Here is a 21,669-nt window from a genome sequence, read left to right as displayed (position 1 = left end):
GGGATAAGACGATTAGTCTGAGAATGTACTGAGTTATATGAGCACAACACCCGTACAACGTGAATATTTCCTCGACTCGATCCGGGCATGGCTGATGCTATTGGGGATCCCGTTTCACATTTCATTGATTTATTCCAGCCACACCTGGCACGTGAACAGCCAAATGCCCTCCTGGTGGCTGACGCTGTTTAATGACTTCATTCACGCCTTCCGTATGCAGGTGTTTTTTGTCATATCCGGCTACTTCTCTTATATGCTGTTTTTGCGCTACCCGCTTAAGCGATGGTGGAAGGTGCGCGTAGAGCGCGTCGGCATACCGATGCTCACCGCCATCCCGCTGTTGACGCTGCCGCAATTCATTATGCTGCAGTATATGAAAGGCAAAGCGGAAAACTGGCCTAACCTGTCGCTGTATGAAAAGTACAATACGCTGGTCTGGGAGCTAGTTTCACACCTTTGGTTCCTGCTGGTTCTGGTGGTTCTTACCACTGTCAGTCTTGTCATCTTCAGCCGTCTGCGCCGTCATTTAAGCGCTACGTCAGACACTTTCTTTGCCAACATAACGCTCGGTAAACTGTCCCTGCTCTTTTTGGTGCTGGGGATTGTCTACGCGGCCATCAGACGCACGCTGTTCATTGTTTATCCACCCATCCTAAGCGACGGGCTGTTTAATTTCGTGGTGATGCAGTCGCTGTTCTACATTCCTTTCTTCCTGGTGGGAGCGCTAGCGTTTGTCTATCCGCAGTTAAAAGCGTTGTTTACCCAACCGTCGCCCTGGTGTGCCGTCGGCGCAGCCCTTGCCTTCGCGGCCTATCTTCTCAATCAGCGCTACGGCAGCGGTGACGCGTGGATGTACGAAACGGAGAGTGTCATTACCATGCTGCTGGGCTTGTGGATGGTGAACGTGGTGTTTGCCCTCGGTCATCGCCTGCTGAACTTTAAATCCAGCCGCGTTACCTATTTCGTCAATGCATCACTGTTCATTTATCTGGTGCATCACCCGTTGACACTGTTCTTCGGTGCTTACATCACTCCGCATATTGCTTCCAACACGCTGGGCTTCTTCACTGGGCTGGTCTTCGTGATTGGGATTGCCATCGTGCTGTACGAGATCCACCTGCGTATCCCGCTCCTGCGGTTCCTCTTCTCCGGGAAACCGCAGGTTAAAGCCTGATCGAAAAAGCGGCGCCGATACGGCGCCGCTTTTGTATCAGCCGTCCAGTTCTTCTCCACGCTGGGTCAAAAGCCTCTGGTAGAGATGCGTCGTTTCTTCGTCGAAACAGACAAAGATGACCTTTTCCGGCATGGGCTTCAGGGAAAGGTAGTGGTACACGGTATTCACCGCAATGGTCGCGGCAGCCGCTTTGGGATAGCCATAAACACCGGTGCTGATGGCAGGAAACGCCAGGGTTTTATAGCCATTGTCCGCAGCGAGGCGCAGGCAGTTACGGTAAGCATCCTCAAGGATCCGTGCCTCGTGGTGCTCGCCCCCCTGCCACACCGGTCCCACAGCGTGAATAACGGCTTTGGCGGGCAGATCCCCTGCCAGCGTAATCACGGCATGCCCCGGCGGACATTCCCCCTGTTGTTGACGCACGGCCTTGCAAGCTTCGAGCAATTGCGGCCCGGCAGCACGATGAATAGCGCCATCCACGCCGCCTCCCCCCAGCAACGAGGAATTCGCTGCATTGACGATCACATCAACATGTAACGTTGTGATATCGCCGTGAATAATCTCGATTTGCGGTCTCATACATTCCCCCTGCTACCCGCCTTTTTCTTAAGTGTATCGCAGAGGGGAGGGTCAGAAAAAACTATCGTTTAAAACGGCTAGCGATATTCCACCTTAACAACGGCCAGCGTTTTTTCAGGATTGAGATACTGCATACTCACGGATGCCAGTCCTGGATAGGCTGAGCGCCCATTCAGTGCATCCTCATAGCTGACCATTCGGGTCTGGATACGGTTATTTTCCGGGCAGGACATCGCAAACTGACGATGCTGAGGGGTAATCTGACAGGGATCGGCAACAATGGCACCACGGAAATGGATAACACCGCCTTCCACAATCGTTGCTGAAAATGCGGGTGTCATATAAGCCGAGACGATCAGGCTAAAACCTGAGATGAGCAGAGCGGTAGATTTGGTCACAAGTTGTACTCCTCAAAATAAATCATCCTTGAGGGGTAAAAGCGCTCCAGTATGACAACGCGGTAGCCGGTAATTGAACAGCGAAACGTGTTCAGCTCCTGATAACATCATAGTTACACCTTTCAACTCCCGCCACATTCCCAAATCATTGATTTTGTGAATGATTAAAGCGAGCGTTCTGCAGGCGACCATTGTTGTGATAAATGCAGCGATTTTCCGTCAGAGACGGTGACCGTAATGTTCACCGTATCCCCTGTGCCAATATTTAAACTCAGTCTCATCAAATCAATCGTCTGATTAGCGGGTATAGAAAAGGTATTTTGCTGGCGTGAGGTACTATGTCCTCCCTCCCCCTGGCGAACGGACAAAATTTGAACCTGACAATCGCACGCGTGTGTCAGAGTGACCTGCGGAATAATGGTGGTCATATTTCCCTGCTGAGATGTTTTAAAGGTTATTTGGCTGGAAAGCGCGGCAAGGAGAATTAAGGTATTCATGATGAACTCCCGAAAAAAAACAGGGCAAATGCCCTGTTTTTTTGTAGCACAGATTTGAAATCAGTATTGATGTGCGGTCGCATTGTTGCCAAAGCCGACCTGATGCACGGTAACAGTTGATCCAGATGCTGTCTGGTCCACTGCCGCACCGTTGCCGCCGCCGTACTGTTTAACATCGATGACGGAGTTTTTGCTGTTCCACTGGTCAATGGTTGCGCTGTTACCAAAGCCTTTCTGCAGCAGATCGATGGTGCTGTCATCAGATCCTTGTCCAACATCAGCACCGTTACCGCCGCCATGCTGGGTAATTGTCAGTTCTGAATCTCTTGCATCCGTTTGCAAGGCAAGAGCAGAGTTGCCGCCACCAAACTGGTAAATGCTCAGGGTTGAGTCAGGACCGCTATTACCACCACCGCCGTGGCCATGACCGTGGCCGCCAAATTGAGGTACCGCACCTGCGAAAGCACTGCCAGAAACGATGATTGCTGCAATTGCTGCCACTTTAAAAAGTTTCATGGTAAACCCCCATCGGATTGATTAAGTCGCCACAACGCCCTAACGTTGAATAACGCGGATGGCCATTTGTGACTGTCTCTGCACTACAACTGCTGTTTTCTGCGTACCATACTGCGTAATACTCGCTCTGTTAGCCGACCCTTTTTGGATAATCATTGCGGTATTACCAAAAGCGTCCTGCTTAATACTCGCGTCATTACCATTTCCATCTTGATCGATATAAGCAAGGTTATAAGTTCCTGATTGATCAACCTTCGCTCGGTTGCCTCCACCCTCCTGAGAGACAACGGACATTAATTTGGAACCGTCCTGACGAATATCAGTAGAATTACCTGAACCTTGTTGACCAATAATGGCTGCCTGATTATAGGAGGACTTACTTAATTCATTAACCGCAAAGTTATATTCAGAACCGGCTAAGTCCGAACCGCCTGCGGTTACAAATCCAGGCGCACCCAGCAATGTAAACATCATAAATAACGTTCTGTTTTTCATGTTGTCACCCTGGACCTGGCTATACACAAAATAACGTTTCTTCATGCATAAACGCGAATCGTTTTTTTGTTAACGTCGCGTTACGAAAAAGAGTATGTCTGCCGAAACAATTTAAATATCTCACCCGCGCGGCTTATTTTAATTAATGACTTCACCTCAAAGTATTAATTCCGGTAAAAATACGCTGACAGACGTTAGGTTTAGCGCGAGAAAAAAATCGTCTCTCTCAGATCCTGTACAATGGCAGGTTTCTTGTCCAGCCTTACGTAGCCTGGCTTCACCACACCCACGCGAGACAATTTGAAAACCTTGTCACACAGAGTGAGTTTTCTTAAGAAGGAATAGCCTGATGAGGGAAGGCTTAGTTTTCTTATGTATCTCATACCTTTTACCGGTGGGGTAAGAATTATAAATCCACTATTTTTTCAGTCGGTTATAATTATTTGTATGATTTTTAAAATGTGTGCAGTGTTATTCTCATGTACAACTTTTCTCTTAAACAAAAACTAATTTATTACACCAAATACACAATTTAATATTGAATTTTACATTTAGTTACATGATTAACACTTGCTTTAACGTTTGTAATAGCTAGATTGAAAACAGTAGTAAGTCATTTTATTTTTATTTCCGTCCTCCTCTGGAGGAATGGTTTGATTCTACACACAGCAGTGCCACATCTGTCAGTGCTTCTGGTATTCCTTATCTATTAATAAGGGATAGCTGCCAGGTGTCATAAATAAAGTGGGGTTTCATCATGTTTAATGAAGTCCATAGTTTACATGGTCATACATTATTGTTGATCACCAAACCTTCTTTACAAGCGACAGCATTATTGCAGCATTTAAAGCAATCTCTTTCATTGAACGGGAAATTGCATAACATTCAACGTTCTTTTGATGACATTGCACCTGGTAGTATCATTCTTCTCGATATGATGGAAGCGGATAAAAAGCTGATCCATTACTGGCAAGATAACTTAAGCAGGAAAAACAATAATATCCGCGTGTTATTATTGAATACCCCTGATGAGTATCCTTTTAGAGACATAGAAAGCTGGCCGCATATCAATGGCGTGTTCTACGTCACTGAAGAAGAGAATCGTGTTGTGGAAGGCTTGCAGGGCATCTTGCGAGGCGAATGCTATTTCTCGCAAAAGCTTGCCAGCTACCTCATTACACACTCCGGAAATTATCGCTACAACAGTACAGAGTCTGCACTGCTGACGCATCGTGAGAAAGAGATCCTGAACAAGTTGCGCATTGGTGCTTCAAACATTGAAATCGCCCGTTCGTTATTTATCAGCGAAAATACGGTCAAGACGCACCTTTATAATCTTTTCAAGAAGATAGCTGTTAAAAACCGGACTCAGGCAGTTTCATGGGCAAACGATAACCTCAGGCGTTAATAGCATGAAACGCACGTTGAGTTGGATTGCTGCAGCAGGTTTCCTGCTTGCGGCCGGGAATCTCCAGGCAGTGGAAGTTGAGGTTCCCGGATTGTTAACCGACCACACCGTCACATCTATCGGGCACGATTTCTACCGCGCCTTCAGCGATAAATGGGAAAGTGACTACCCCGGTAACTTAACAATCAACGAACGGCCCAGTGCACGGTGGGGAAGTTGGATCACAATAACAGCCAATCAGGATGTTATTTACCAAACCTTCCTGTTCCCCACCAAAAGAGACTTCGATCAGAACGTCGCTTTTGCCCTGGCACAAACAGAAGAAGCTATTAATCGTCTGCAGTTAGATAAAGCCCTGCTGAGTACAGGCGATTTAGCAAAAGATGAGTTCTAGCAACGATACTTATTTCGGAGGCTGTAATGCGTCTCGCACACACAGTGATTTCGTTAATGCTCATTGCACCGCTAAGCTGGGCCGGGAATATGACCTTCCAGTTCCGCAACCCTAATTTTGGCGGCAACCCGAACAACGGGGCATTCATGCTTAACGAAGCCCAGGCTCAAAACTCTTACAAAGACCCAAGCTTTGACGACGATTTCGGTATCGAAACCCCGTCAGCGCTGGATAACTTCACCCAGGCCATCCAGTCGCAAATATTAGGTGGCTTATTAACCAATATTAATACCGGTAAACCCGGCCGCATGGTGACTAACGACTTTATCGTCGATATCGCCAACAAAGATGGGCAGCTTCAGTTGAACGTAACGGATCGCAAAACCGGAAAAACATCGACAATCCAGGTGTCGGGTTTGCAAACCAGTTCGACTGATTTTTAAACAACCCCAAAATAAGGACAATTATCATGCAGCGCTTTTTGATCATTGTTGCAGTGTGCTTATTGAGCGGTTGTTTAACTGCTCCACCCAAAGAAGCCGCTAAGCCAACATTAATGCCTCGGGCACAAAGCTACCGCGATTTAACCCATCTGCCGACACCAACCGGTAAGATATTTGTCTCGGTATATAACATTCAGGATGAAACAGGACAGTTTAAACCGTATCCGGCAAGTAACTTCTCTACGGCCGTGCCGCAGAGTGCAACCGCCATGCTGGTCACTGCCCTGAAGGATTCACGCTGGTTTATTCCTCTGGAACGCCAGGGATTGCAAAACCTGCTGAATGAACGAAAAATCATCCGCGCCGCACAGGAAAACGGAACTGTTGGCGTGAATAATCGAATGCCACTTCAGTCGCTTACCGCGGCCAATATCATGGTGGAAGGCTCGATTATCGGTTACGAAAGTAACGTGAAATCGGGGGGAGCAGGTGCGCGTTACTTCGGTATCGGTGCTGACACCCAGTATCAACTCGACCAGATTGCCGTCAACCTGCGCGTGGTTAACGTGAGCACGGGTGAGATCTTATCCTCCGTGAACACCAGCAAAACCATTCTCTCGTATGAAGTTCAGGCCGGGGTATTCCGCTTTATCGACTACCAGCGTTTGCTGGAGGGTGAAATTGGGTATACCTCTAATGAACCGGTGATGCTGTGTCTGATGTCGGCTATCGAAACCGGGGTTATCTTCCTGATTAACGATGGTATTGATCGCGGGCTGTGGGATCTGCAGAACAAATCAGAAGCGCAAAACCCGGTACTGGTAAAATACCGCGATATGTCGGTGCCGCCGGAATCCTGATCGAAAGCGCATAAAAAAGGCGAGATCCCTGTCTCGCCTTTTTTTATTCACTCACCGCAGTGATGTTTTGCGCTTTTTCTCGCCGCGCTGCCAGCCACAGGCCGCTGTTTTTCATGGCATAGCCGAAGAGAAGTCCCAGCGCCAGCGAGGGAACGACCAGCTTCCAGTCCCCCTGCCCTGCAAAGGTCGCGCAGGCCCCCATGAACGTGCCCGGTACGAACGACAACAGCAAATGCTTTGCCTGAACGCACATTAAAAATGCGACCACGCCCGTTATAACATAGCCCAGGATCTCCAGGTGAGGCGCCAGCGCGCTGCCCTTCATGATCACCAGCGCCCAAATCACACCGCTCATCAGGGTACATCCGGAGATGAATAGCCCTTTGACGCCACCCTGCGGGCAGGCGAAATAGGCGGTGCAGCCGAGGAACCCGGCCCAGCTGAGCAATCCGAGAGACACGGCCACCCATCCCCAGATACCGGAGAGAATGCCTGTTGTCAGTGCAATACAAAGTAATATGTTCATGGCGCGCATCTTAGCAGAAGCGCGCCATAGAAATGCGATCAGAAGCACACTATGTGCAAGTTGAAATGTATCGTTGCAGGATTTTTGTGATCTAAATCACTCTTCATTCTCTTCTTCGAGTTCATCCCACATCGCAGCAATCGCATCACGCGTCAGCGGTGCCAGGGTTCTCCAGAATGGCGAGGTGGCATGGGCTTCGACTTTACCCAGGAACGTCCCAACCCACGGCAGCAGGTACGTTTCGAACAGGGTTTCGATGGCTTCATTTTCGTCATCACCGGCGTTGTCTTCGAGCCAGGAGGCCGCAAGCAGCAGCGTACCGATGTGATCGGCTGGCGTATCGCTCAACGGCATCCCGCGCTCAGAGAGAAACGCACGCACTTCTGCTTCCGTCGCCCCTTCCTGCCAGGCTGAACGGTACGGCGAAACACGGCACTCGTCACCGACGAACAGCGCATTGTAATCCGTTGAAATCTGCTGCATGTCGCAGCTTTTTTGCAGACGTTCCAGCAAATCATCCTGTTCCAGCGGCCAGTTCTGCGCCAGCTTGCCTTCACGGATCAGCGTGAAAAGCGGAACCAACAGCGGGTCTTGCGGCTGGCGATAATAGAGCGTACCCAGCACGCGGCAAAGGATGGAGAACTCGTTCATTTTTTATTCCATTACACAATTAAAGATCGGCAAATTCGGCAATCGGCTCCATTCCGCGCGACTCGAGGAAATCGAGCATGCGGCGTGGCGTCACGTTCAGGATTTGCGCTTCCGGGAAACCAACGTCATTTAATACTTTCATACACTCACTGAAATCACCCAGCGTAAACGCGGTATGAGAATCGGACCCCAGCGCCACCATTCCCCCCGCATCACGCACGGCGGCAGCCACTTCGCGACAGTTGGCTTCACTGCCCTTACGCGAGTGAACAAAGGAGGAGTTATTAATCTCCAGCGCCACGCGGTGTTTCGCTGCCGCCTGCGCGACAGCCTGAATATCAATCGGATACTTCGGGTTACCGGGGTGGCTGATAATGTGCACATTGCCGCTGGCAATGGTGGCAATCATCGCCGCGGTGTTGGTCTCTTTATCCTGAGGCGCAAAGACCGGCTCATGGAAACCGGCAAGGATAAGGTCAAGAGAGGTCAGCATCGGGCCGGTGCAGTCGATCTCACCGTCGGTATTTTTGATGTTCGCCTCAATGCCGCGCAGTATCCCGATACCGTCCACCAGACGTGGCCAAATCCGCATATTCACAAAATGCCAGTAGTGCGGCGCATCCGCCATATCCGGGCCATGATCGGTAATCGCAAAAAGCTTGATGCCCTTGAGCTTTGCCTGGGCGATATAATCATGGAGGTTACTATACGCGTGGGTGCTGGCGACGGTGTGCATATGCAGGTCTACGGGATACATCTTTCTCTCCTCTGCGGTTTTTCCAAAGGATAGCAGTTATCAGCGGCGAATATTAGCAAAAACCCGGCGAACGCCGGGTTTCCGTTAGTAGCCGCGCTGTCTGTCGACCTGCCCGGTGACCGCGTTACCCTTTTCCAATTCGCTGATGGTATGGGATATATACGCCACCGCTTCTGCCGGACGCGTCACGGCAGCCACGTGTGGCGTCATCGCGACGCGCGGGTGCGCCCACAGCGGGCTTTCCGCTGGCAGTGGCTCACGGCTGTAAACGTCCAGCATGGCACCTTTGAGCTTTCCGCTTTCCAGCGCGTTCAGCAGATCGCCCTCCACGACATGGACCCCGCGCGCGAGGTTCATCAAATAGCTCTGCTCGGCTAACTGGTTCAGGAGAGTGCTATTGATAATGCCCACCGTTTCGGCGGTATTCGGCAGCAGGTTGATAAGCACGCGAGTCCCTTTCAGGAACGCAGGAAGCTCATCCGTTCCGGCAAAACTCTCAACGCCCGGATAATCCTTACGGCTGCGGCTCCAGCAACGTAGCGGGAAGCCCCACGGAGCGAGTGCTTCTGCCACTTTTGAGCCGAGCACACCCGCGCCGAGGATCCCAACGGTAAAATCTTCATGTCGATAATCCGGCAGCGGCTCCCAGTGGGATTGCTGTTTAAAGGCCTGATAATCGTCAAAGCGGCGGAACCAGTGCAGCACCTGGCTCACGGCATACTCCTGCATCTGCTGGCCCATTCCCGTATCTTCAAGACGGAACAGCGGAATATTGTCAGGCAGCATTTCTGGATGCGCTTTCAGTTTACTGAGGATCGAATCAACCCCCGCACCCAGGGCGAAAACCGCCTTCAGCTTGCGGCCCTGCAGCATCTCAACCGGCGGGTGCCAGACCAGCGCATAGTCGGCATGTTCATTATCGCCACGCCTCCACTCGCGTACGCGTGCGCCGGGCAGCGCCGCCGAAAGTGCGTCAATCCAGTAAGCGGTATCAAATGTAGGGTGATAGAAGAGAATATCCATGGTCATTCCTGCCTTTTAGTGCGCTGTTTTGTTTTCATTTTCAAGTGGATTGCCAGCATAACAAATTTATCAGGAAACCGCGTTGCTGATAAAAGAGGCGCTTTATGCACATTTAGGAATCAGGTTGCTTGAAGTTTGTCTAAATACGCTAAATTACTGAAAAAGTGAGTTGACGCCAGTTCGGCTTTTCCTTACATTAGCGCCCGTCCCGGCAACAACGGGATGACAATATGGTGAGGTGTCCGAGTGGCTGAAGGAGCACGCCTGGAAAGTGTGTATACGGCAACGTATCGGGGGTTCGAATCCCCCCCTCACCGCCATATTTAAGATGAGAGCTCGTACGAAAGTACGGGCTTTTTTCTTTTATATTCTCCGAAAGGGGGGATGAGAATCCCCGACCGGGGTTCGACAACTGGCGACAGCCAGTTGGACAGACTGAGAGCGCAGCGAACAGGCTGCCCGCAGGGCGAGCGAAGCGAGTCAATCCCCCCGGTGGTATCTGCAGCTCGGTGCGGCCTGAGCCCCTCACCCTGCCCCTCTCCCCAGGGGAGAGGGAAGTACTACTCTTCCACCATCCGCGCATACTCCTCGGTCAGAAAATCTACCAGCGTCCTGACCGACGGCAGCATGCCGCGCCGCGAAGGATAAACCGCGTGAATCACTTCCCGTCGGGGTTCCCACGCGTCCAGCACCCGTACCAGTTCCCCTGACGCAAGCTGATCCTTCACCATCAATATCGGCAACTGCACAACGCCCACGCCCGCCATCGCCGCTTCCCGCAGCGCCAGCATGTCGGTGGTAATAAAGCGCGGTGCGTAGTGGATCTCCGCTTTCGCTCCCTCTGGACCACTGAGATCCCATTTATGCACCTGTTTACCGGCCCCCATACTTAAACCAGGCCATTCACTGAGCTCAGAAGGCATTCGAGGTTTACCCATACGTTCAATCAACTGCTGACTCGCCACCAGGCAATGCCCCCTGTCAGCCAGCACCCTTAAGACCAGATCGCTGTCATCAAACGGACGCGGACGCACACGGATCGCCACATCAATGCCTTCGCCAACAAGATCGACCCGCCGATTGGTGGCCTCAAGCTGGAGATTAATCCCGGGGTAGCGCGCCATAAACCGCGCCAGCATCGGTCCTACGTGGACGTGCAGTAACGTGACGGGACAGGTGATCCTGACGACGCCGCGCGGCTCAGCCTGCAGCGCAGCAACGGCCTCCTCTGCCGCTTCTGCTTCTATCAGCATTGCCTTACAGTGCTGATAGAAGGTCTGCCCCACTTCCGTCACCGTAAACTGCCGCGTAGTGCGCTGTATCAACCGCACGCCAAGCCGCTCTTCCAGCTGCGCAATCCTGCGGCTCAGTTTGGACTTGGGTTGGTCTAACGCCCTTCCCGCCGCCGCAAACCCACCATGCTCGACCACCTTCACAAACCAGACAAAGTCATTGAGATCCTGCATAAAACCCCATCGTTCTATTTTCGGAACAGTGAATGCCATTTTCACTATCTACCGGGATATTAACTCTGAATATAAGCTAATTACATCAACAGAACATCAGGAGTTAATCATGAAAAACGTAACAGGCGTTTATACCGCTCCCCGCCAGCACTGGGTTGGCGATGGTTTCCCGGTTCGTTCGATGTTTTCTTATCAAACCCACGGCGAGCCGCTGAGTCCGTTCCTGCTGCTGGACTACGCAGGTCCGTACACCTTTCCGGCAGATGGGACGAAACGCGGCGTAGGCCAACACCCTCACCGGGGTTTTGAAACGGTCACCATCGTCTATTCCGGTGAAGTGGAGCATCGCGACTCCACGGGTAAAGGTGGCGTCATTGGCCCCGGCGACGTGCAGTGGATGACGGCAGGTGCAGGCATCCTGCACGAGGAGTTCCACTCCAGCGCGTTCTCGCGGAAAGGCGGCGAACTGAAAATGATGCAGCTTTGGGTCAACCTGCCAGCCAAAGACAAAATGGCGACGCCGGGCTACCAGAGCATCACCAAAAGCGACATCCCGGTTGTGGCACTACCGGACAACAGCGGAACGGTGCGGGTTATCGCCGGACGCTACGACGATATTACCGGCCCTGCGCACACCTTTTCGCCGCTGAACGTCTGGGATCTTGCCCTTAATCAGGGAAGCCATCTTACGCTCGCTCAGCCGGAGGGCTGGAGCACGGCGCTGGTGGTGCTGGAAGGTCACGTTACGGTGAACGGCACTGCTCCGGCGGGAGAAACCCAGTTGGTGGTGCTGAGTCAGGAAGGCGACAAACTGCACCTTGAGGCAAGCAGCGATGCCAAAGTGCTGCTGATGGCCGGCGCGCCGCTCAATGAACCCATCGTCGGCTATGGCCCGTTTGTGATGAACACTAAAACCGAGATCGCGGAAGCTATTCGTGATTTCAACTCCGGCCGCTTCGGCCAGATCTGATCGTAATTGTAATAAAGGAGAAGAACATGTCCATACCTGCCAATTTTAATGGAGCACGTCCGGTCATTGATGTTAACGATGCAGTGATGTTGCTTATCGATCACCAGAGCGGTCTGTTCCAGACCGTTGGTGACATGCCAATGCCAGAGCTGCGTGCTCGTGCCGCGGCGTTAGCGAAAATCGCTACCCTGGCGAAGATCCCGGTTATCACTACGGCGTCCGTACCACAGGGGCCGAACGGACCGCTGATCCCGGAGATCCACGCTAACGCGCCGCATGCACAATATGTTGCCCGTAGAGGTGAAATCAACGCCTGGGACAACCCGGAGTTTGTTGCGTCAGTGAAAGCGACCGGACGTAAGACGTTGATCATCGCGGGCACTATCACCAGCGTCTGCATGGCCTTCCCGTCAATCAGCGCAGTTGCAGATGGGTATAAAGTATTTGCGGTGATTGATGCCTCCGGCACCTACAGCAAGATGGCCCAGGAAATCACCCTGGCGCGTGTTGTGCAGGCTGGCGTGGTGCCAATGGATACGGCGGCTGTGGCTTCTGAGATCCAGCGGACATGGAATCGTGAAGACGCGGCTGAGTGGGCTGAGGTATACACCCACATCTTCCCTGCTTATCAGCTGTTGATCGAAAGCTACAGCAAAGTACAGGAAGTGGTGAAAAACAGCGAAGTGCTCGATTCACAGCGTTAATAACCCGTGCTGCGACAAGAGCTGATTAAGGCTTAACCGAACGCACACGAATACAGAAAATCTGCTTGACCGTTTTAGCGCAACTCCCTATAGTAGCGCCCCGTTGCCCCCCAAGCGGTCAGGCAGCAAAACAATATGGTGAGGTGTCCGAGTGGCTGAAGGAGCACGCCTGGAAAGTGTGTATACGGCAACGTATCGGGGGTTCGAATCCCCCCCTCACCGCCATATTCGAGATGAGAGCTCGTACGAAAGTACGGGCTTTTTTCTTTTGGATCGCACCAAGGGATTCGAACCTTGAAACTCCCTGCGCCTACCCGGCCTACGGGTATTGTAGGTCGGGTAAGCGTAGCGCCACCCGACAAAAAGCCCGCACAAAAAACAAAGCCCGGTTTCCCGGGCCTTGAACACAACAGCAAACTCAATAATACGCTTGCAGCGTGCGCTGGCAGAGCGCCGAACGCACGCAGTCCTCTTTGGTGAAGCGTACCACCCCAATCATCTCATCTTCCTCAAAACGTGACATGGCGTCGCTTAATCCGGATTTCACGCCGGACGGCAGGTCACACTGGGTAATATCGCCGTTAACGATAACCGTCACATTTTCCCCGAGGCGCGTTAAGAACATTTTCATTTGCGCAGCGGTCACGTTCTGAGCCTCGTCAAGAATAACGACCGCATTTTCAAATGTACGTCCGCGCATATAGGCGAACGGCGCGATTTCCACCTTGCCAATCTCTGGTCGCAGGCAGTACTGCATAAAGGATGCACCCAGTCGCTTCACCAGCACGTCATAAACGGGCCTGAAGTACGGGGCAAACTTCTCCGAAATATCTCCGGGCAAGAAGCCGAGATCTTCATCAGCTTGCAGTACCGGACGGGTAACAATAATGCGCTCCACGTCCTTATGGATCAGCGCTTCCGCCGCTTTGGCTGCACTAATCCAGGTTTTCCCGCATCCGGCTTCACCGGTTGCAAAGATGAGCTGTTTACTCTCGATAGCATTCAGGTAGTGCGCCTGAGCCTCATTGCGCGCAACAATTGGAGAATTATCACGGCTGTCTCGGGCCATGCCAATTGCTTCTACGCCACTCATCTGCACAAGCGAGGTGACCGATTCTTCTTCACGCTGTTTATGGCTACGTGAATCCCGTCTCAGCACACGTTTTGCTTCGCGACGAGCTTTGATCACTGCTTTTTGTCTTCCCATGGATAGCACCTTGAGTTGTTGGTATTCATCACACGCGCCAGCTTCGGCACGATTATGCGCACGAACATCAGAGGGTTGGCTTCCTTGTAAGCCATTGCTTGCTTTACCGGATGACGATACAGAATAGCTACGCGCACCAGTCTGCACGTCGGTGGAATCAGATTCTTGAGGTGAAGGGGAGAATTTAGTGGTGAGGAAATCGCTGCCGGAGTCTGAGCCTCCGCGCCGGGTGCTGCGGTTGTTATGTTTACCTTGTCCAGTACAGGACCCAACCATTCGCGATCTCCATAGTGATTCAGCATCACTGCCGGGAACTACCGCTGTCTTATCTTAAGTACATCAGGAGTTATCATAAATGCAACATTTATTTTACCTGAATGCAACTTTTAAGACTGCGCCTGCAGTGGATTCAGTCTTATATAGAAATATTACAGAAATATAACAACAAGATAGTCATATGAAAAAATAATGTCCCCGCGAACTATCGCAGGGACGATTATCAGGCTTCGATCAGCCCTTGAGCGAGGTACGCGTTCCGGTCGCGCGGGCCAGGCAGGGCAAAGAAATAACCGCCGCCGATGGGCTTAATATACTCTTCCAGCGCTTCGCCGTTTAACCGCTTCTGTACGGTGAGGAACCCTTTCTCCAGATCGTGCTGATAGCAGACAAACAGCAGCCCCATATCAAGCTGACCAGAGTTGGTCACGCCTAACGAATAGCTGTAGCCACGACGCATCATCAGGCTCGACTGCGTCTCTTTGGTGCGCGGGTTCGCAAGGCGAATATGGCTGTCGAGCGCGATGGTATTCCCGTCAGGATCGCTCGCGTAGTCCGGCACATCGTGCTCGTGCTTCATGCCCAGCGGCGCCCCGCTCTGCTTGTCGCGGCCGAATATGGTCTGCTGCTCTTTCAGCGGCGTGCGGTCCCAGAACTCCACGTGGAACTGAATAATGCGTACCGCCTGGTAGCTGCCGCCCACCGCCCATGCCGGTTCGCCCTGATCCGCCGTCACCCACACCACGTCTTTCATCAGTGCCGCATCGCTGCTGTTCGGGTTGGCCGTGCCGTCCTTAAAGCCTAGCAAGTTCACCGGCGTCTCTTTGCCTTTGCTGCGGGCAGCATGGTCAGAGATAAACCCTTCCCGCTTCCAGCGCACGCTCAGCAGATCCGGCGTGTGCTTGATGATATCGCGCAGGGCGTGGATCACCGTGTCCTGGGTATTGGCGCAAATCTGCAGGAGCAGATCGCCGTGGCACAGCGCCGCGTCGAGGGAATCATTTGGAAAGCGCGTCATTTTTTGCAGCGCTTTCGGCTTCTGTTTTGCCAGGCCGTAGCGCTCATCAAACAACGACTCGCCCACCGACACGGTAATGGTCAGGTTATCCGGGGCGATAAACGCCCCGAGAATACCGGAGTCCATCGGCGGCAAACGCGGATTTGGCGTTTCCGGTGCCGGACCGCCCGCGGTGAGAAACGCAATACGCGTTGTCAGCAGGCGGAACAGACGCACCAGATCGGCTTTATCGCTGGCCAGCGAATCAAACGCCACCAGCATCATGGAGGCCTGCTGCGGCGTCAGAATGCCCGCCTGATGCTCGCCATAAAACGGCTGCGTCTCCATGCGCGCATCCGGCGACAGCGTGCCGGGAGCACTCTGCGGTTTAGCCGCATGCGCCACCGGGCAGCCGCCTGCCAGGGCAAGCGCGCCGCCCAGCGCCCCTACCCCTTTTAACAAACGACGTCGGGAAGGTTCCGCCACGTCGTGCTCGTCATGCTTGTTCATCGTGCTTAGTCCAGACCCAGAACGCCGCGCAGCAGGGAGAGATCTTCCGCCAGGGTAGTAATCGGGCCTTTCAGCGCGTTACGGTCAGCGTCGGTCAGTTTGTCATAGGTTTCGAACCCGTCTTTGGTGCGGTACTTCGCCAGGATGGTGTCGACTTTTTTGAAGTTGGCATCCACTTTGGCCAGCAGTTCGCTGTTCTCTTTTTGCAGTTGAGGACGCAGCAGATCGACAATTTTCTGCGCGCCGTCGACGTTGGCCTGGAAGTCCCACAGGTCGGTGTGGCTGTAGCGATCTTCTTCACCGCTGATTTTGCTTGCAGCCACTTCTTCAATCAGACCGGCCGCGCCGCCAACCACTTTCGACGGCGGGAAGGCCAGCTCGCTGATGCGCTTTTGCAGCTCCAGCACGTCGCCGTTCAGCTGCCCGGCGTATTTCTCCATCCCTTTGGTGGAGTTGTCGCCAAACAGGGCTTTTTCCAGTCGGTGGAAGCCGGTAAATTTCGGATCGGCGGCCTTCAGCTCGTAATCGTCCTCACGGGCATCGATGCTCCCATCGAGGTCAGAGAACAGCTCGGCAATCGGCTCGATGCGCTCGTAGTGCTGACGGGTTGGCGCGTACAGGGATTTCGCTTTTTCGATATCCCCGGCTTTCACCGCATCGGTGAAGGCTTTGGTGCCCGCAACCAGGTCCGCCGTCTCTTTAGTGACGTAGGCTTTATAGGCGGTGATGGCCTCGCCCAGGCTCAGCAGCGCTTCGCCTTTCGCGGCATCCTTCGTGGCGTTGCCCTTGACGATCAGCTTACCTTTCGGATTGGTCAGCAGGCCGCAGGTCATGTCGTATTCACCCGGCTGCAGGTTGGCGGTCATCTTCTGGCTGAAGCCTGGGGCGATGTTCTCACGCTCTTCCACCACCATTACGCCTTTGAGGATCTCCCACTCCAGCGCCTTCTGGCTGTGGTTCTGGATGATAAACTGGGTTTTGCCGCTGTTGACCGTGATGGTCATCGGCTCGCACTGTTTATCATTGACGGTCACTTTGACCTGAGGAACATCAGCGCCCCAGGCAGAGAATGAAGAAGCGAACAGCGCGGCAATGCCTGCGCATAACGCACTACGACGGAACTGAATTGCCATGACTCTTCCCTTTAAAAGTATGTTGTAACTAAATTACACATTACGGCGCAACGCGCGACGCCTGGGTGCCGGTACGCGGCGGCATAGCGAACAGCACCAGCGCCGGAACCAGATAGATAAAGTACATCGCCACTTCGCTGACGCTCGGCGTTTCCTGATAGCCGAAGATACCTTCAAGCAGGGTGCCGGTCAGTGAATGGGTGGAGAGAACGTTGCTGAGATCGAACGCCACGTCCTGGAAGTGGTTCCACAGGCCCGCCTCGTGGAAGGCACGTATCGCCCCTGCCGCCAGCCCTGCCGCCACCAGCAGAATAAACAGGCTGGTCCACTTGAAGAAGGCGCCCAGATTGAGACGAATGCCGCCCCAGTAGAGCAGAAAGCCCAGCACAACCGCGGTTGCCAGCCCGAGCATCGCGCCAACCGGCGGCCAGATACCGACATCCTGTTGAAAGGCCGCCAGCAGGAAGAAGACCGATTCCAGCCCCTCACGCGCAACGGCAAAAAAGACCATCAGGATCAGCGCCCAGCCGTGGTTGTTCCCCTTCTGCAGGGCATTGTCTACCGCCTGCTCCAGCTGCACCTTCACGTTGCGGGAGACTTTACGCATCCAGAACACCATCCAGGTGAGGATCACCACCGCAATCACGGCGACGATCCCTTCGAAAAGCTCTTGTTCTTTCTGCGGGAATTCGCCGGTGGTTTCATTGATGAGGATACCCAGGCCCAGGCAGAGCGCCGCGGCAAGGAAGACGCCAACCCACATGACGCCAATCCAGCGTCCGCGCTGGGTTCGCTTCAGATAGCTGGCGATAAGGCTGACAATCAGGGCCGCTTCAAGGCCTTCACGTAACATAATGAGAAATGGAACAAACATGCCGACACCTTAAATGTTTATCGCGGTCAACTGATGCAAAGAAAGGTAAATTCTTGTGATAGTGATTATCATTACGGCAAGAAGAAAAACAAGCGAAATATGTGGCCTTTTGATGACGAGTTGTAACCGCATCGCAGGATAATAATTCCATCCGTTACGATTGCGTTTATAAGTTATAACGAAAATGCCCATTTACGGTTAATCAGCGCTGTGGCTAAATATCCACCTCGAAAACTAACTGAAAATAAACCATGTTTAAGATTATCCATTTCCTGCTGGCGCTGGTGATTATTCTTGCGCTTGCCTGGCTGGTGAGTTTCGACCGCCGAAAAATTCGCATTCGTTTTGTTGTACAGCTGATTGTTATCGAAATCGCGCTGGCATTCTTTTTCCTGCACGCAGAAAGCGGTCTGTTTATTATTAAATATGTCTCCGGTTTCTTTGAATCGCTGCTTAAATTTGCGGCCGAAGGGACGAATTTCGTCTTTGGCGGAATGGGTGAAAAAGGGCTGGCATTCATTTTCCTCGGCGTACTGTGTCCGATTATTTTTATTTCCGCACTGATTGGTATTCTTCAGCACTGGCGGATCCTGCCAATTTTTATTCGCGTCATCGGGACAGTGCTGTCAAAACTGAACGGTATGGGCAAGCTGGAATCCTTTAACGCGGTAAGTTCGCTGATCCTCGGTCAGTCGGAAAACTTCATTGCCTACAAAGGCGTGCTGGGCGATCTCTCCTCACGTCGTCTCTTCACCATGGCGGCCACGGCCATGTCGACGGTCTCCCTGTCGATAGTCGGTGCCTATATGACCATGCTCGACGCCAAATTTGTCGTCGCGGCGCTTATTCTGAATATGTTCAGCACCTTTATTATTCTCTCCGTCATCAACCCGGTGCGCCCGGAAGCGGAGCCGGATATCAAGCTCGAAAAGCTGCATGAATCGCAAAGCTTCTTTGAAATGCTCGGCGAGTATATTCTGGCCGGTTTTAAGGTGGCGATGATTATTCTGGCGATGCTGATTGGCTTTATCGCGCTTATTAGCGCCGTTAACGCCCTCTTCTCCAGCGTATTTGGCATGAGCTTCCAGCAGATCCTGGGCTATGTGTTTTATCCCCTGGCCTGGCTGGTGGGGATCCCGCTGAGCGATGCCTTAAACGCGGGCAGTATTATGGCAACCAAGCTGGTGGCGAATGAATTTGTGGCGATGATCGAGCTGCAAAAAATCGCCCATCAGATGTCCCCTCGCGGGCTGGGTATTTTGTCCGTCTTCCTGGTGTCGTTTGCTAACTTTGCCTCAATCGGTATCGTCGCCGGGGCGATTAAGGGCCTGAACGAGCAGCAGGGCAACGTGGTATCGCGGTTTGGTCTGCGTCTGGTGTATGGCGCGACGCTGGTGAGCCTGCTGTCGGCGAGCTTTGCGGGGTTGGTGTTGTAAGTTTTGTGCCGTTTGTGCCCGGCGGCGCTTCGCTTGCGCGGGCCTACGATACAACAACGGCGGGTTATCCCGCCGTTTTCATTAAAACTGCACGCACACCGGCAGGTCGACCCGCATCACCGACTCCTGCGCGAAGCGTGATTTATAAATCCCGCGTAACGCCTCGATGTTGTTTTCGCTCTGCGCATCTTTACCGTGGATCAGCATCAATGCCTTGCTCGGCTCACGCGCCACTTTCCCGTCGTTCCCCAGCCACTGCCCGCGCGCATCAAATACCGTTAAGCCATCGCGAAAACGCGGCGTCACGTCCTGGTCAACAAACTGCTGCCATTCGTTGCCGGTAATCTGCGCCCCGGCCGGACGATTCAGTCCGAAATAGAGCGTGGTCTGCTGCATCAGGTTATCCGCTTTGCAGGTCTCTACCGCCGCATGTTGCGATGGCGCGTTGCAGCCCGCCAGCATCAATAATGCCGCTGCCATTACCCCTGTTTTGATGGTCATGCTTCGCTATCCTCATTGTTATAAGCACATGGATATCACAGGAAAATACGGATTTTGGCAAGAAAAAAGCCGGGTGCGCTTGCGCTTACCCGGCCTACGGTGTTATGTGGGAAAATTATTCTGCCTGAAGTTTAGACGGTGGCGCAGTGTGGTAGTGCGCGTCGGCTTCAGCAAAGCGTTTCTGCATAGAGGCTGACGGTGCTTTACCCAGCAGGCTGAACACCACGATACCGATACTGCCGAAAATGAAGCCCGGAATGATTTCGTACAGACCCAGCCACGCGAACTGTTTCCAGACGATAACGGTAACCGCACCGATGATCATCCCCGCCAGCGCACCGTTACGGGTCATACGTGACCACATGACGGAGAACAGCACGACCGGACCAAATGCCGCACCGAATCCCGCCCAGGCATAGCTCACCAGACCCAGTACGCGGTTATTCGGGTTGGCCGCCAGCGCGATGGCAATCAGCGCCACCACCAGCACCATAAAGCGCCCTACCCAGACCAGCTCTTTCTGGCTCGCGTTTTTACGCAGGAAGGCTTTGTAGAGGTCTTCGGTGATCGCACTGGAGCAGACCAGCAGCTGGCAGCTCAGGGTGGACATCACCGCCGCCAGGATTGCAGAGAGGAGAATACCGGCAATCCACGGGTTAAACAGAATCTGCGCCAGCTCGATGAACACGCGCTCGGCGTTCTGGTTCACCGCGCCCGCCTGCGCCGGGTTGTTGTTGAAGTACGCGATACCGAAGAAGCCGACCGCACACGCCCCTGCCAGACACAGGATCATCCACGTCATGCTGATGCGACGGGCATGAACGATGGTGTGGTGAGAATCCGCCGCCATAAAGCGCGCCAGAATGTGCGGCTGACCGAAGTAGCCCAGGCCCCAGCCCATCAGGGAGACGATGGCAACGAAGTTCAGTCCTTTCAGCATGTCGACGTTTTCAATGCTCTTCTGCTTGATCACTTCCAGCGAATCACCAAAGCCGCCAACGGTGAAAATCACAATCACCGGGGTCAGGATCAGGGCGAAGATCATCAGGCTCGCCTGCACGGTGTCGGTCCAGCTCACGGCCAGGAAACCGCCCACAAAGGTATAGAGGATGGTCGCCGCAGCACCGGCCCACAGAGCGGTTTCATAGCTCATGCCGAAGGTGCTTTCGAACAGGCGCGCACCGGCCACGATGCCGGAGGCACAGTAGATGGTGAAGAACAGCAGAATAACCACCGCGGAGATAATGCGCAGAACGCGGCTGTTATCTTCAAAGCGTCCGGTGAAGTAATCCGGCAGCGTCAGGGCGTTATTGTTGGCCTCGGTATGCACGCGCAGACGGCCTGCCACCAGCTTCCAGTTGATCCACGCGCCGACGGTCAGACCGATGGCGATCCAGCTTTCAGAGATACCGGAGATGAAAATCGCGCCCGGCAGGCCCATCAACAGCCAGCCGCTCATGTCGGAAGCGCCCGCAGAGAGCGCGGTCACCATCGGGCCTAAACTGCGTCCGCCCAGAATGTAGTCGTCAAAGTTCTTTGTTGAACGCCATGCCAAAAACCCTATCAGGATCATGCCAAATATATAAACGAGAAATGTCACCAGCATCGGTGTGCTAATAGCCATTCAAATTCTCCAAAATGTCGAGCGACAACCATCCGGGCTGCCTTGTTATATGATCACCGGAACGAGGTGAATGTATCTTGTGTTTCTGTTGGGCGCGCTATCCTGCCGTATGCGCATCCCGCTGACAAACGATTTAACACTGCATTTACATCAATTTCATCCCTGGTTTGATACGAGTTTCCTATAGGTTGCACTCGCTCACGCTTTTACGGGTTGCACCTTTTAAAAGTGTTAACTCCCGCATAAAAAC

The 21,669-nt window shown here is 53.0% G+C and carries 24 protein-coding genes and 2 tRNA genes; 10 read left to right on the top strand and 16 right to left on the bottom strand.

Translation table 11 applies throughout. The features are described from left to right. Positions 1-37: 37 nt before the first annotated feature. Positions 38-1,174: a glucans biosynthesis protein MdoC gene (mdoC, locus tag KW829_RS08630; protein ID WP_218308029.1), complete on the top strand. Its 1,137-nt coding sequence runs from the start codon at positions 38-40 to the stop codon at positions 1,172-1,174. Positions 1,175-1,210: 36 nt separating this feature from the next. Here the strand turns inward: mdoC and ymdB are convergent, their stop codons facing one another. From ymdB to csgB, 5 genes are all read right to left on the bottom strand, one after another. Then, positions 1,211-1,753, bottom strand: a complete 543-nt coding sequence (ymdB, locus tag KW829_RS08625) for an O-acetyl-ADP-ribose deacetylase (protein WP_010429585.1) — start codon at positions 1,751-1,753, stop codon at positions 1,211-1,213. A 77-nt stretch (positions 1,754-1,830) separates the two neighbouring features. Then, complete coding sequence (locus KW829_RS08620; RefSeq protein WP_218308028.1) at positions 1,831-2,151, bottom strand: type 1 fimbrial protein; 321 nt, start codon at positions 2,149-2,151, stop codon at positions 1,831-1,833. 164 nt (positions 2,152-2,315) lie between these two features. Then, the gene (csgC, locus tag KW829_RS08615; RefSeq protein WP_218308027.1) at positions 2,316-2,648 is read right to left on the bottom strand and encodes a curli assembly chaperone CsgC; all 333 of its coding nucleotides are present in this window, start codon (positions 2,646-2,648) and stop codon (positions 2,316-2,318) included. Between the two features lie 60 nt (positions 2,649-2,708). Next, on the bottom strand, positions 2,709-3,164 hold the full coding sequence (gene csgA / locus KW829_RS08610) for a curli major subunit CsgA (protein ID WP_010429577.1): 456 nt from the start codon (positions 3,162-3,164) through the stop codon (positions 2,709-2,711). A 39-nt stretch (positions 3,165-3,203) separates the two neighbouring features. Continuing rightward, complete coding sequence (gene csgB / locus KW829_RS08605; RefSeq protein ID WP_108418057.1) at positions 3,204-3,659, bottom strand: curli minor subunit CsgB; 456 nt, start codon at positions 3,657-3,659, stop codon at positions 3,204-3,206. A 757-nt stretch (positions 3,660-4,416) separates the two neighbouring features. On the opposite strand from csgB, the gene csgD reads away from it, so the two are divergent. From csgD to csgG, 4 genes are read left to right on the top strand one after another with little or no spacing between them, the layout of a single operon-like run. Beyond that, a complete protein-coding gene (gene csgD, locus KW829_RS08600; RefSeq protein ID WP_010429571.1) occupies positions 4,417-5,067 on the top strand; it encodes a biofilm master transcriptional regulator CsgD in 651 nt (216 codons plus the stop codon). A gap of 4 nt (positions 5,068-5,071) precedes the next feature. Then, the gene (gene csgE / locus KW829_RS08595; protein ID WP_010429567.1) at positions 5,072-5,461 is read left to right on the top strand and encodes a curli production assembly/transport protein CsgE; all 390 of its coding nucleotides are present in this window, start codon (positions 5,072-5,074) and stop codon (positions 5,459-5,461) included. 26 nt (positions 5,462-5,487) lie between these two features. Beyond that, the gene (gene csgF / locus KW829_RS08590; protein ID WP_010429564.1) at positions 5,488-5,904 is read left to right on the top strand and encodes a curli production assembly/transport protein CsgF; all 417 of its coding nucleotides are present in this window, start codon (positions 5,488-5,490) and stop codon (positions 5,902-5,904) included. A 26-nt stretch (positions 5,905-5,930) separates the two neighbouring features. Next, positions 5,931-6,764: a curli production assembly/transport protein CsgG gene (csgG, locus tag KW829_RS08585; protein ID WP_010429561.1), complete on the top strand. Its 834-nt coding sequence runs from the start codon at positions 5,931-5,933 to the stop codon at positions 6,762-6,764. A 43-nt stretch (positions 6,765-6,807) separates the two neighbouring features. On the opposite strand, the gene KW829_RS08580 is transcribed toward csgG, so the two are convergent. From KW829_RS08580 to ghrA, 4 genes are all read right to left on the bottom strand, one after another. Next, a complete protein-coding gene (locus tag KW829_RS08580; RefSeq protein WP_218308026.1) occupies positions 6,808-7,290 on the bottom strand; it encodes a DUF1097 domain-containing protein in 483 nt (160 codons plus the stop codon). A 96-nt stretch (positions 7,291-7,386) separates the two neighbouring features. After that, positions 7,387-7,941 (bottom strand): molecular chaperone, encoded by a 555-nt coding sequence (locus tag KW829_RS08575; RefSeq protein ID WP_042719419.1) that lies wholly within the window; start codon positions 7,939-7,941, stop codon positions 7,387-7,389. A gap of 19 nt (positions 7,942-7,960) precedes the next feature. Then, a complete protein-coding gene (locus tag KW829_RS08570; protein WP_218308025.1) occupies positions 7,961-8,698 on the bottom strand; it encodes a phosphatase in 738 nt (245 codons plus the stop codon). A gap of 84 nt (positions 8,699-8,782) precedes the next feature. Beyond that, positions 8,783-9,721, bottom strand: a complete 939-nt coding sequence (gene ghrA, locus KW829_RS08565) for a glyoxylate/hydroxypyruvate reductase GhrA (protein WP_218308024.1) — start codon at positions 9,719-9,721, stop codon at positions 8,783-8,785. Between the two features lie 232 nt (positions 9,722-9,953). On the opposite strand from ghrA, the gene KW829_RS08560 reads away from it, so the two are divergent. Beyond that, positions 9,954-10,041: transfer RNA gene (locus KW829_RS08560), tRNA-Ser, on the top strand. A gap of 240 nt (positions 10,042-10,281) precedes the next feature. On the opposite strand, the gene KW829_RS08555 is transcribed toward KW829_RS08560, so the two are convergent. Further along, positions 10,282-11,187 carry a LysR family transcriptional regulator gene (locus KW829_RS08555; protein ID WP_218308023.1) on the bottom strand — a complete coding sequence of 302 codons (906 nt, stop codon included), beginning with the start codon at positions 11,185-11,187 and terminating at the stop codon, positions 10,282-10,284. A gap of 109 nt (positions 11,188-11,296) precedes the next feature. On the opposite strand from KW829_RS08555, the gene KW829_RS08550 reads away from it, so the two are divergent. The 3 genes from KW829_RS08550 to KW829_RS08540 all read left to right on the top strand — a co-directional run bounded on the left by KW829_RS08550 (position 11,297) and on the right by KW829_RS08540 (position 13,086). Further along, entirely contained in the window at positions 11,297-12,157 is an 861-nt protein-coding gene (locus KW829_RS08550) for a pirin family protein (RefSeq protein ID WP_218308022.1), read from the top strand. A 26-nt stretch (positions 12,158-12,183) separates the two neighbouring features. Beyond that, positions 12,184-12,861, top strand: a complete 678-nt coding sequence (locus tag KW829_RS08545) for an isochorismatase family protein (protein ID WP_218308021.1) — start codon at positions 12,184-12,186, stop codon at positions 12,859-12,861. A 137-nt stretch (positions 12,862-12,998) separates the two neighbouring features. Continuing rightward, positions 12,999-13,086 (top strand) — tRNA-Ser (locus KW829_RS08540). A gap of 193 nt (positions 13,087-13,279) precedes the next feature. On the opposite strand, the gene phoH is transcribed toward KW829_RS08540, so the two are convergent. The 4 genes from phoH to efeU all read right to left on the bottom strand — a co-directional run bounded on the left by phoH (position 13,280) and on the right by efeU (position 17,858). After that, the gene (gene phoH / locus KW829_RS08535) at positions 13,280-14,068 is read right to left on the bottom strand and encodes a phosphate starvation-inducible protein PhoH (protein WP_024908976.1); all 789 of its coding nucleotides are present in this window, start codon (positions 14,066-14,068) and stop codon (positions 13,280-13,282) included. A gap of 499 nt (positions 14,069-14,567) precedes the next feature. Then, a complete protein-coding gene (gene efeB, locus KW829_RS08530; protein ID WP_218308020.1) occupies positions 14,568-15,851 on the bottom strand; it encodes an iron uptake transporter deferrochelatase/peroxidase subunit in 1,284 nt (427 codons plus the stop codon). A gap of 5 nt (positions 15,852-15,856) precedes the next feature. Beyond that, positions 15,857-16,984 (bottom strand): iron uptake system protein EfeO, encoded by a 1,128-nt coding sequence (efeO, locus tag KW829_RS08525; protein ID WP_218308019.1) that lies wholly within the window; start codon positions 16,982-16,984, stop codon positions 15,857-15,859. Positions 16,985-17,024: 40 nt separating this feature from the next. After that, the gene (efeU, locus tag KW829_RS08520) at positions 17,025-17,858 is read right to left on the bottom strand and encodes an iron uptake transporter permease EfeU (protein WP_042717954.1); all 834 of its coding nucleotides are present in this window, start codon (positions 17,856-17,858) and stop codon (positions 17,025-17,027) included. 251 nt (positions 17,859-18,109) lie between these two features. On the opposite strand from efeU, the gene KW829_RS08515 reads away from it, so the two are divergent. Beyond that, complete coding sequence (locus KW829_RS08515; RefSeq protein ID WP_010429536.1) at positions 18,110-19,294, top strand: NupC/NupG family nucleoside CNT transporter; 1,185 nt, start codon at positions 18,110-18,112, stop codon at positions 19,292-19,294. A gap of 81 nt (positions 19,295-19,375) precedes the next feature. On the opposite strand, the gene KW829_RS08510 is transcribed toward KW829_RS08515, so the two are convergent. Then, positions 19,376-19,795: a DUF3574 domain-containing protein gene (locus KW829_RS08510; RefSeq protein ID WP_218308018.1), complete on the bottom strand. Its 420-nt coding sequence runs from the start codon at positions 19,793-19,795 to the stop codon at positions 19,376-19,378. Positions 19,796-19,910: 115 nt separating this feature from the next. Beyond that, entirely contained in the window at positions 19,911-21,419 is a 1,509-nt protein-coding gene (putP, locus tag KW829_RS08505; protein WP_010429531.1) for a sodium/proline symporter PutP, read from the bottom strand. Positions 21,420-21,669: the final 250 nt, after the last annotated feature.

Origin of the sequence: Enterobacter sp. ENT02 (assembly GCF_019219165.1) — a bacterium.
Classification (GTDB): domain Bacteria; phylum Pseudomonadota; class Gammaproteobacteria; order Enterobacterales; family Enterobacteriaceae; genus Enterobacter; species Enterobacter mori.
The sequence above is the reverse complement of the archived record's forward strand: the minus strand, read 5'-3'. Positions and strand labels throughout refer to the sequence as shown.

Bases quoted from the DNA above. Each gene is read 5' to 3' on its own strand.
- putP (WP_010429531.1), bottom strand. From the start codon at position 21,419: ATGGCTATTAGCACACCGATGCTGGTGACATTTCTCGTTTATATATTT.
- csgF (WP_010429564.1), top strand. From the start codon at position 5,488: ATGCGTCTCGCACACACAGTGATTTCGTTAATGCTCATTGCACCGCTA.
- ymdB (WP_010429585.1), bottom strand. From the start codon at position 1,753: ATGAGACCGCAAATCGAGATTATTCACGGCGATATCACAACGTTACAT.
- phoH (WP_024908976.1), bottom strand. From the start codon at position 14,068: ATGGGAAGACAAAAAGCAGTGATCAAAGCTCGTCGCGAAGCAAAACGT.
- csgG (WP_010429561.1), top strand. From the start codon at position 5,931: ATGCAGCGCTTTTTGATCATTGTTGCAGTGTGCTTATTGAGCGGTTGT.
- csgA (WP_010429577.1), bottom strand. From the start codon at position 3,164: ATGAAACTTTTTAAAGTGGCAGCAATTGCAGCAATCATCGTTTCTGGC.
- efeO (WP_218308019.1), bottom strand. From the start codon at position 16,984: ATGGCAATTCAGTTCCGTCGTAGTGCGTTATGCGCAGGCATTGCCGCG.
- KW829_RS08510 (WP_218308018.1), bottom strand. From the start codon at position 19,795: ATGACCATCAAAACAGGGGTAATGGCAGCGGCATTATTGATGCTGGCG.
- csgE (WP_010429567.1), top strand. From the start codon at position 5,072: ATGAAACGCACGTTGAGTTGGATTGCTGCAGCAGGTTTCCTGCTTGCG.
- mdoC (WP_218308029.1), top strand. From the start codon at position 38: ATGAGCACAACACCCGTACAACGTGAATATTTCCTCGACTCGATCCGG.
- efeB (WP_218308020.1), bottom strand. From the start codon at position 15,851: ATGAACAAGCATGACGAGCACGACGTGGCGGAACCTTCCCGACGTCGT.
- ghrA (WP_218308024.1), bottom strand. From the start codon at position 9,721: ATGGATATTCTCTTCTATCACCCTACATTTGATACCGCTTACTGGATT.
- KW829_RS08575 (WP_042719419.1), bottom strand. From the start codon at position 7,941: ATGAACGAGTTCTCCATCCTTTGCCGCGTGCTGGGTACGCTCTATTAT.
- KW829_RS08555 (WP_218308023.1), bottom strand. From the start codon at position 11,187: ATGCAGGATCTCAATGACTTTGTCTGGTTTGTGAAGGTGGTCGAGCAT.
- csgB (WP_108418057.1), bottom strand. From the start codon at position 3,659: ATGAAAAACAGAACGTTATTTATGATGTTTACATTGCTGGGTGCGCCT.
- KW829_RS08515 (WP_010429536.1), top strand. From the start codon at position 18,110: ATGTTTAAGATTATCCATTTCCTGCTGGCGCTGGTGATTATTCTTGCG.
- csgC (WP_218308027.1), bottom strand. From the start codon at position 2,648: ATGAATACCTTAATTCTCCTTGCCGCGCTTTCCAGCCAAATAACCTTT.
- csgD (WP_010429571.1), top strand. From the start codon at position 4,417: ATGTTTAATGAAGTCCATAGTTTACATGGTCATACATTATTGTTGATC.
- KW829_RS08580 (WP_218308026.1), bottom strand. From the start codon at position 7,290: ATGAACATATTACTTTGTATTGCACTGACAACAGGCATTCTCTCCGGT.
- KW829_RS08570 (WP_218308025.1), bottom strand. From the start codon at position 8,698: ATGTATCCCGTAGACCTGCATATGCACACCGTCGCCAGCACCCACGCG.
- KW829_RS08545 (WP_218308021.1), top strand. From the start codon at position 12,184: ATGTCCATACCTGCCAATTTTAATGGAGCACGTCCGGTCATTGATGTT.
- efeU (WP_042717954.1), bottom strand. From the start codon at position 17,858: ATGTTTGTTCCATTTCTCATTATGTTACGTGAAGGCCTTGAAGCGGCC.
- KW829_RS08550 (WP_218308022.1), top strand. From the start codon at position 11,297: ATGAAAAACGTAACAGGCGTTTATACCGCTCCCCGCCAGCACTGGGTT.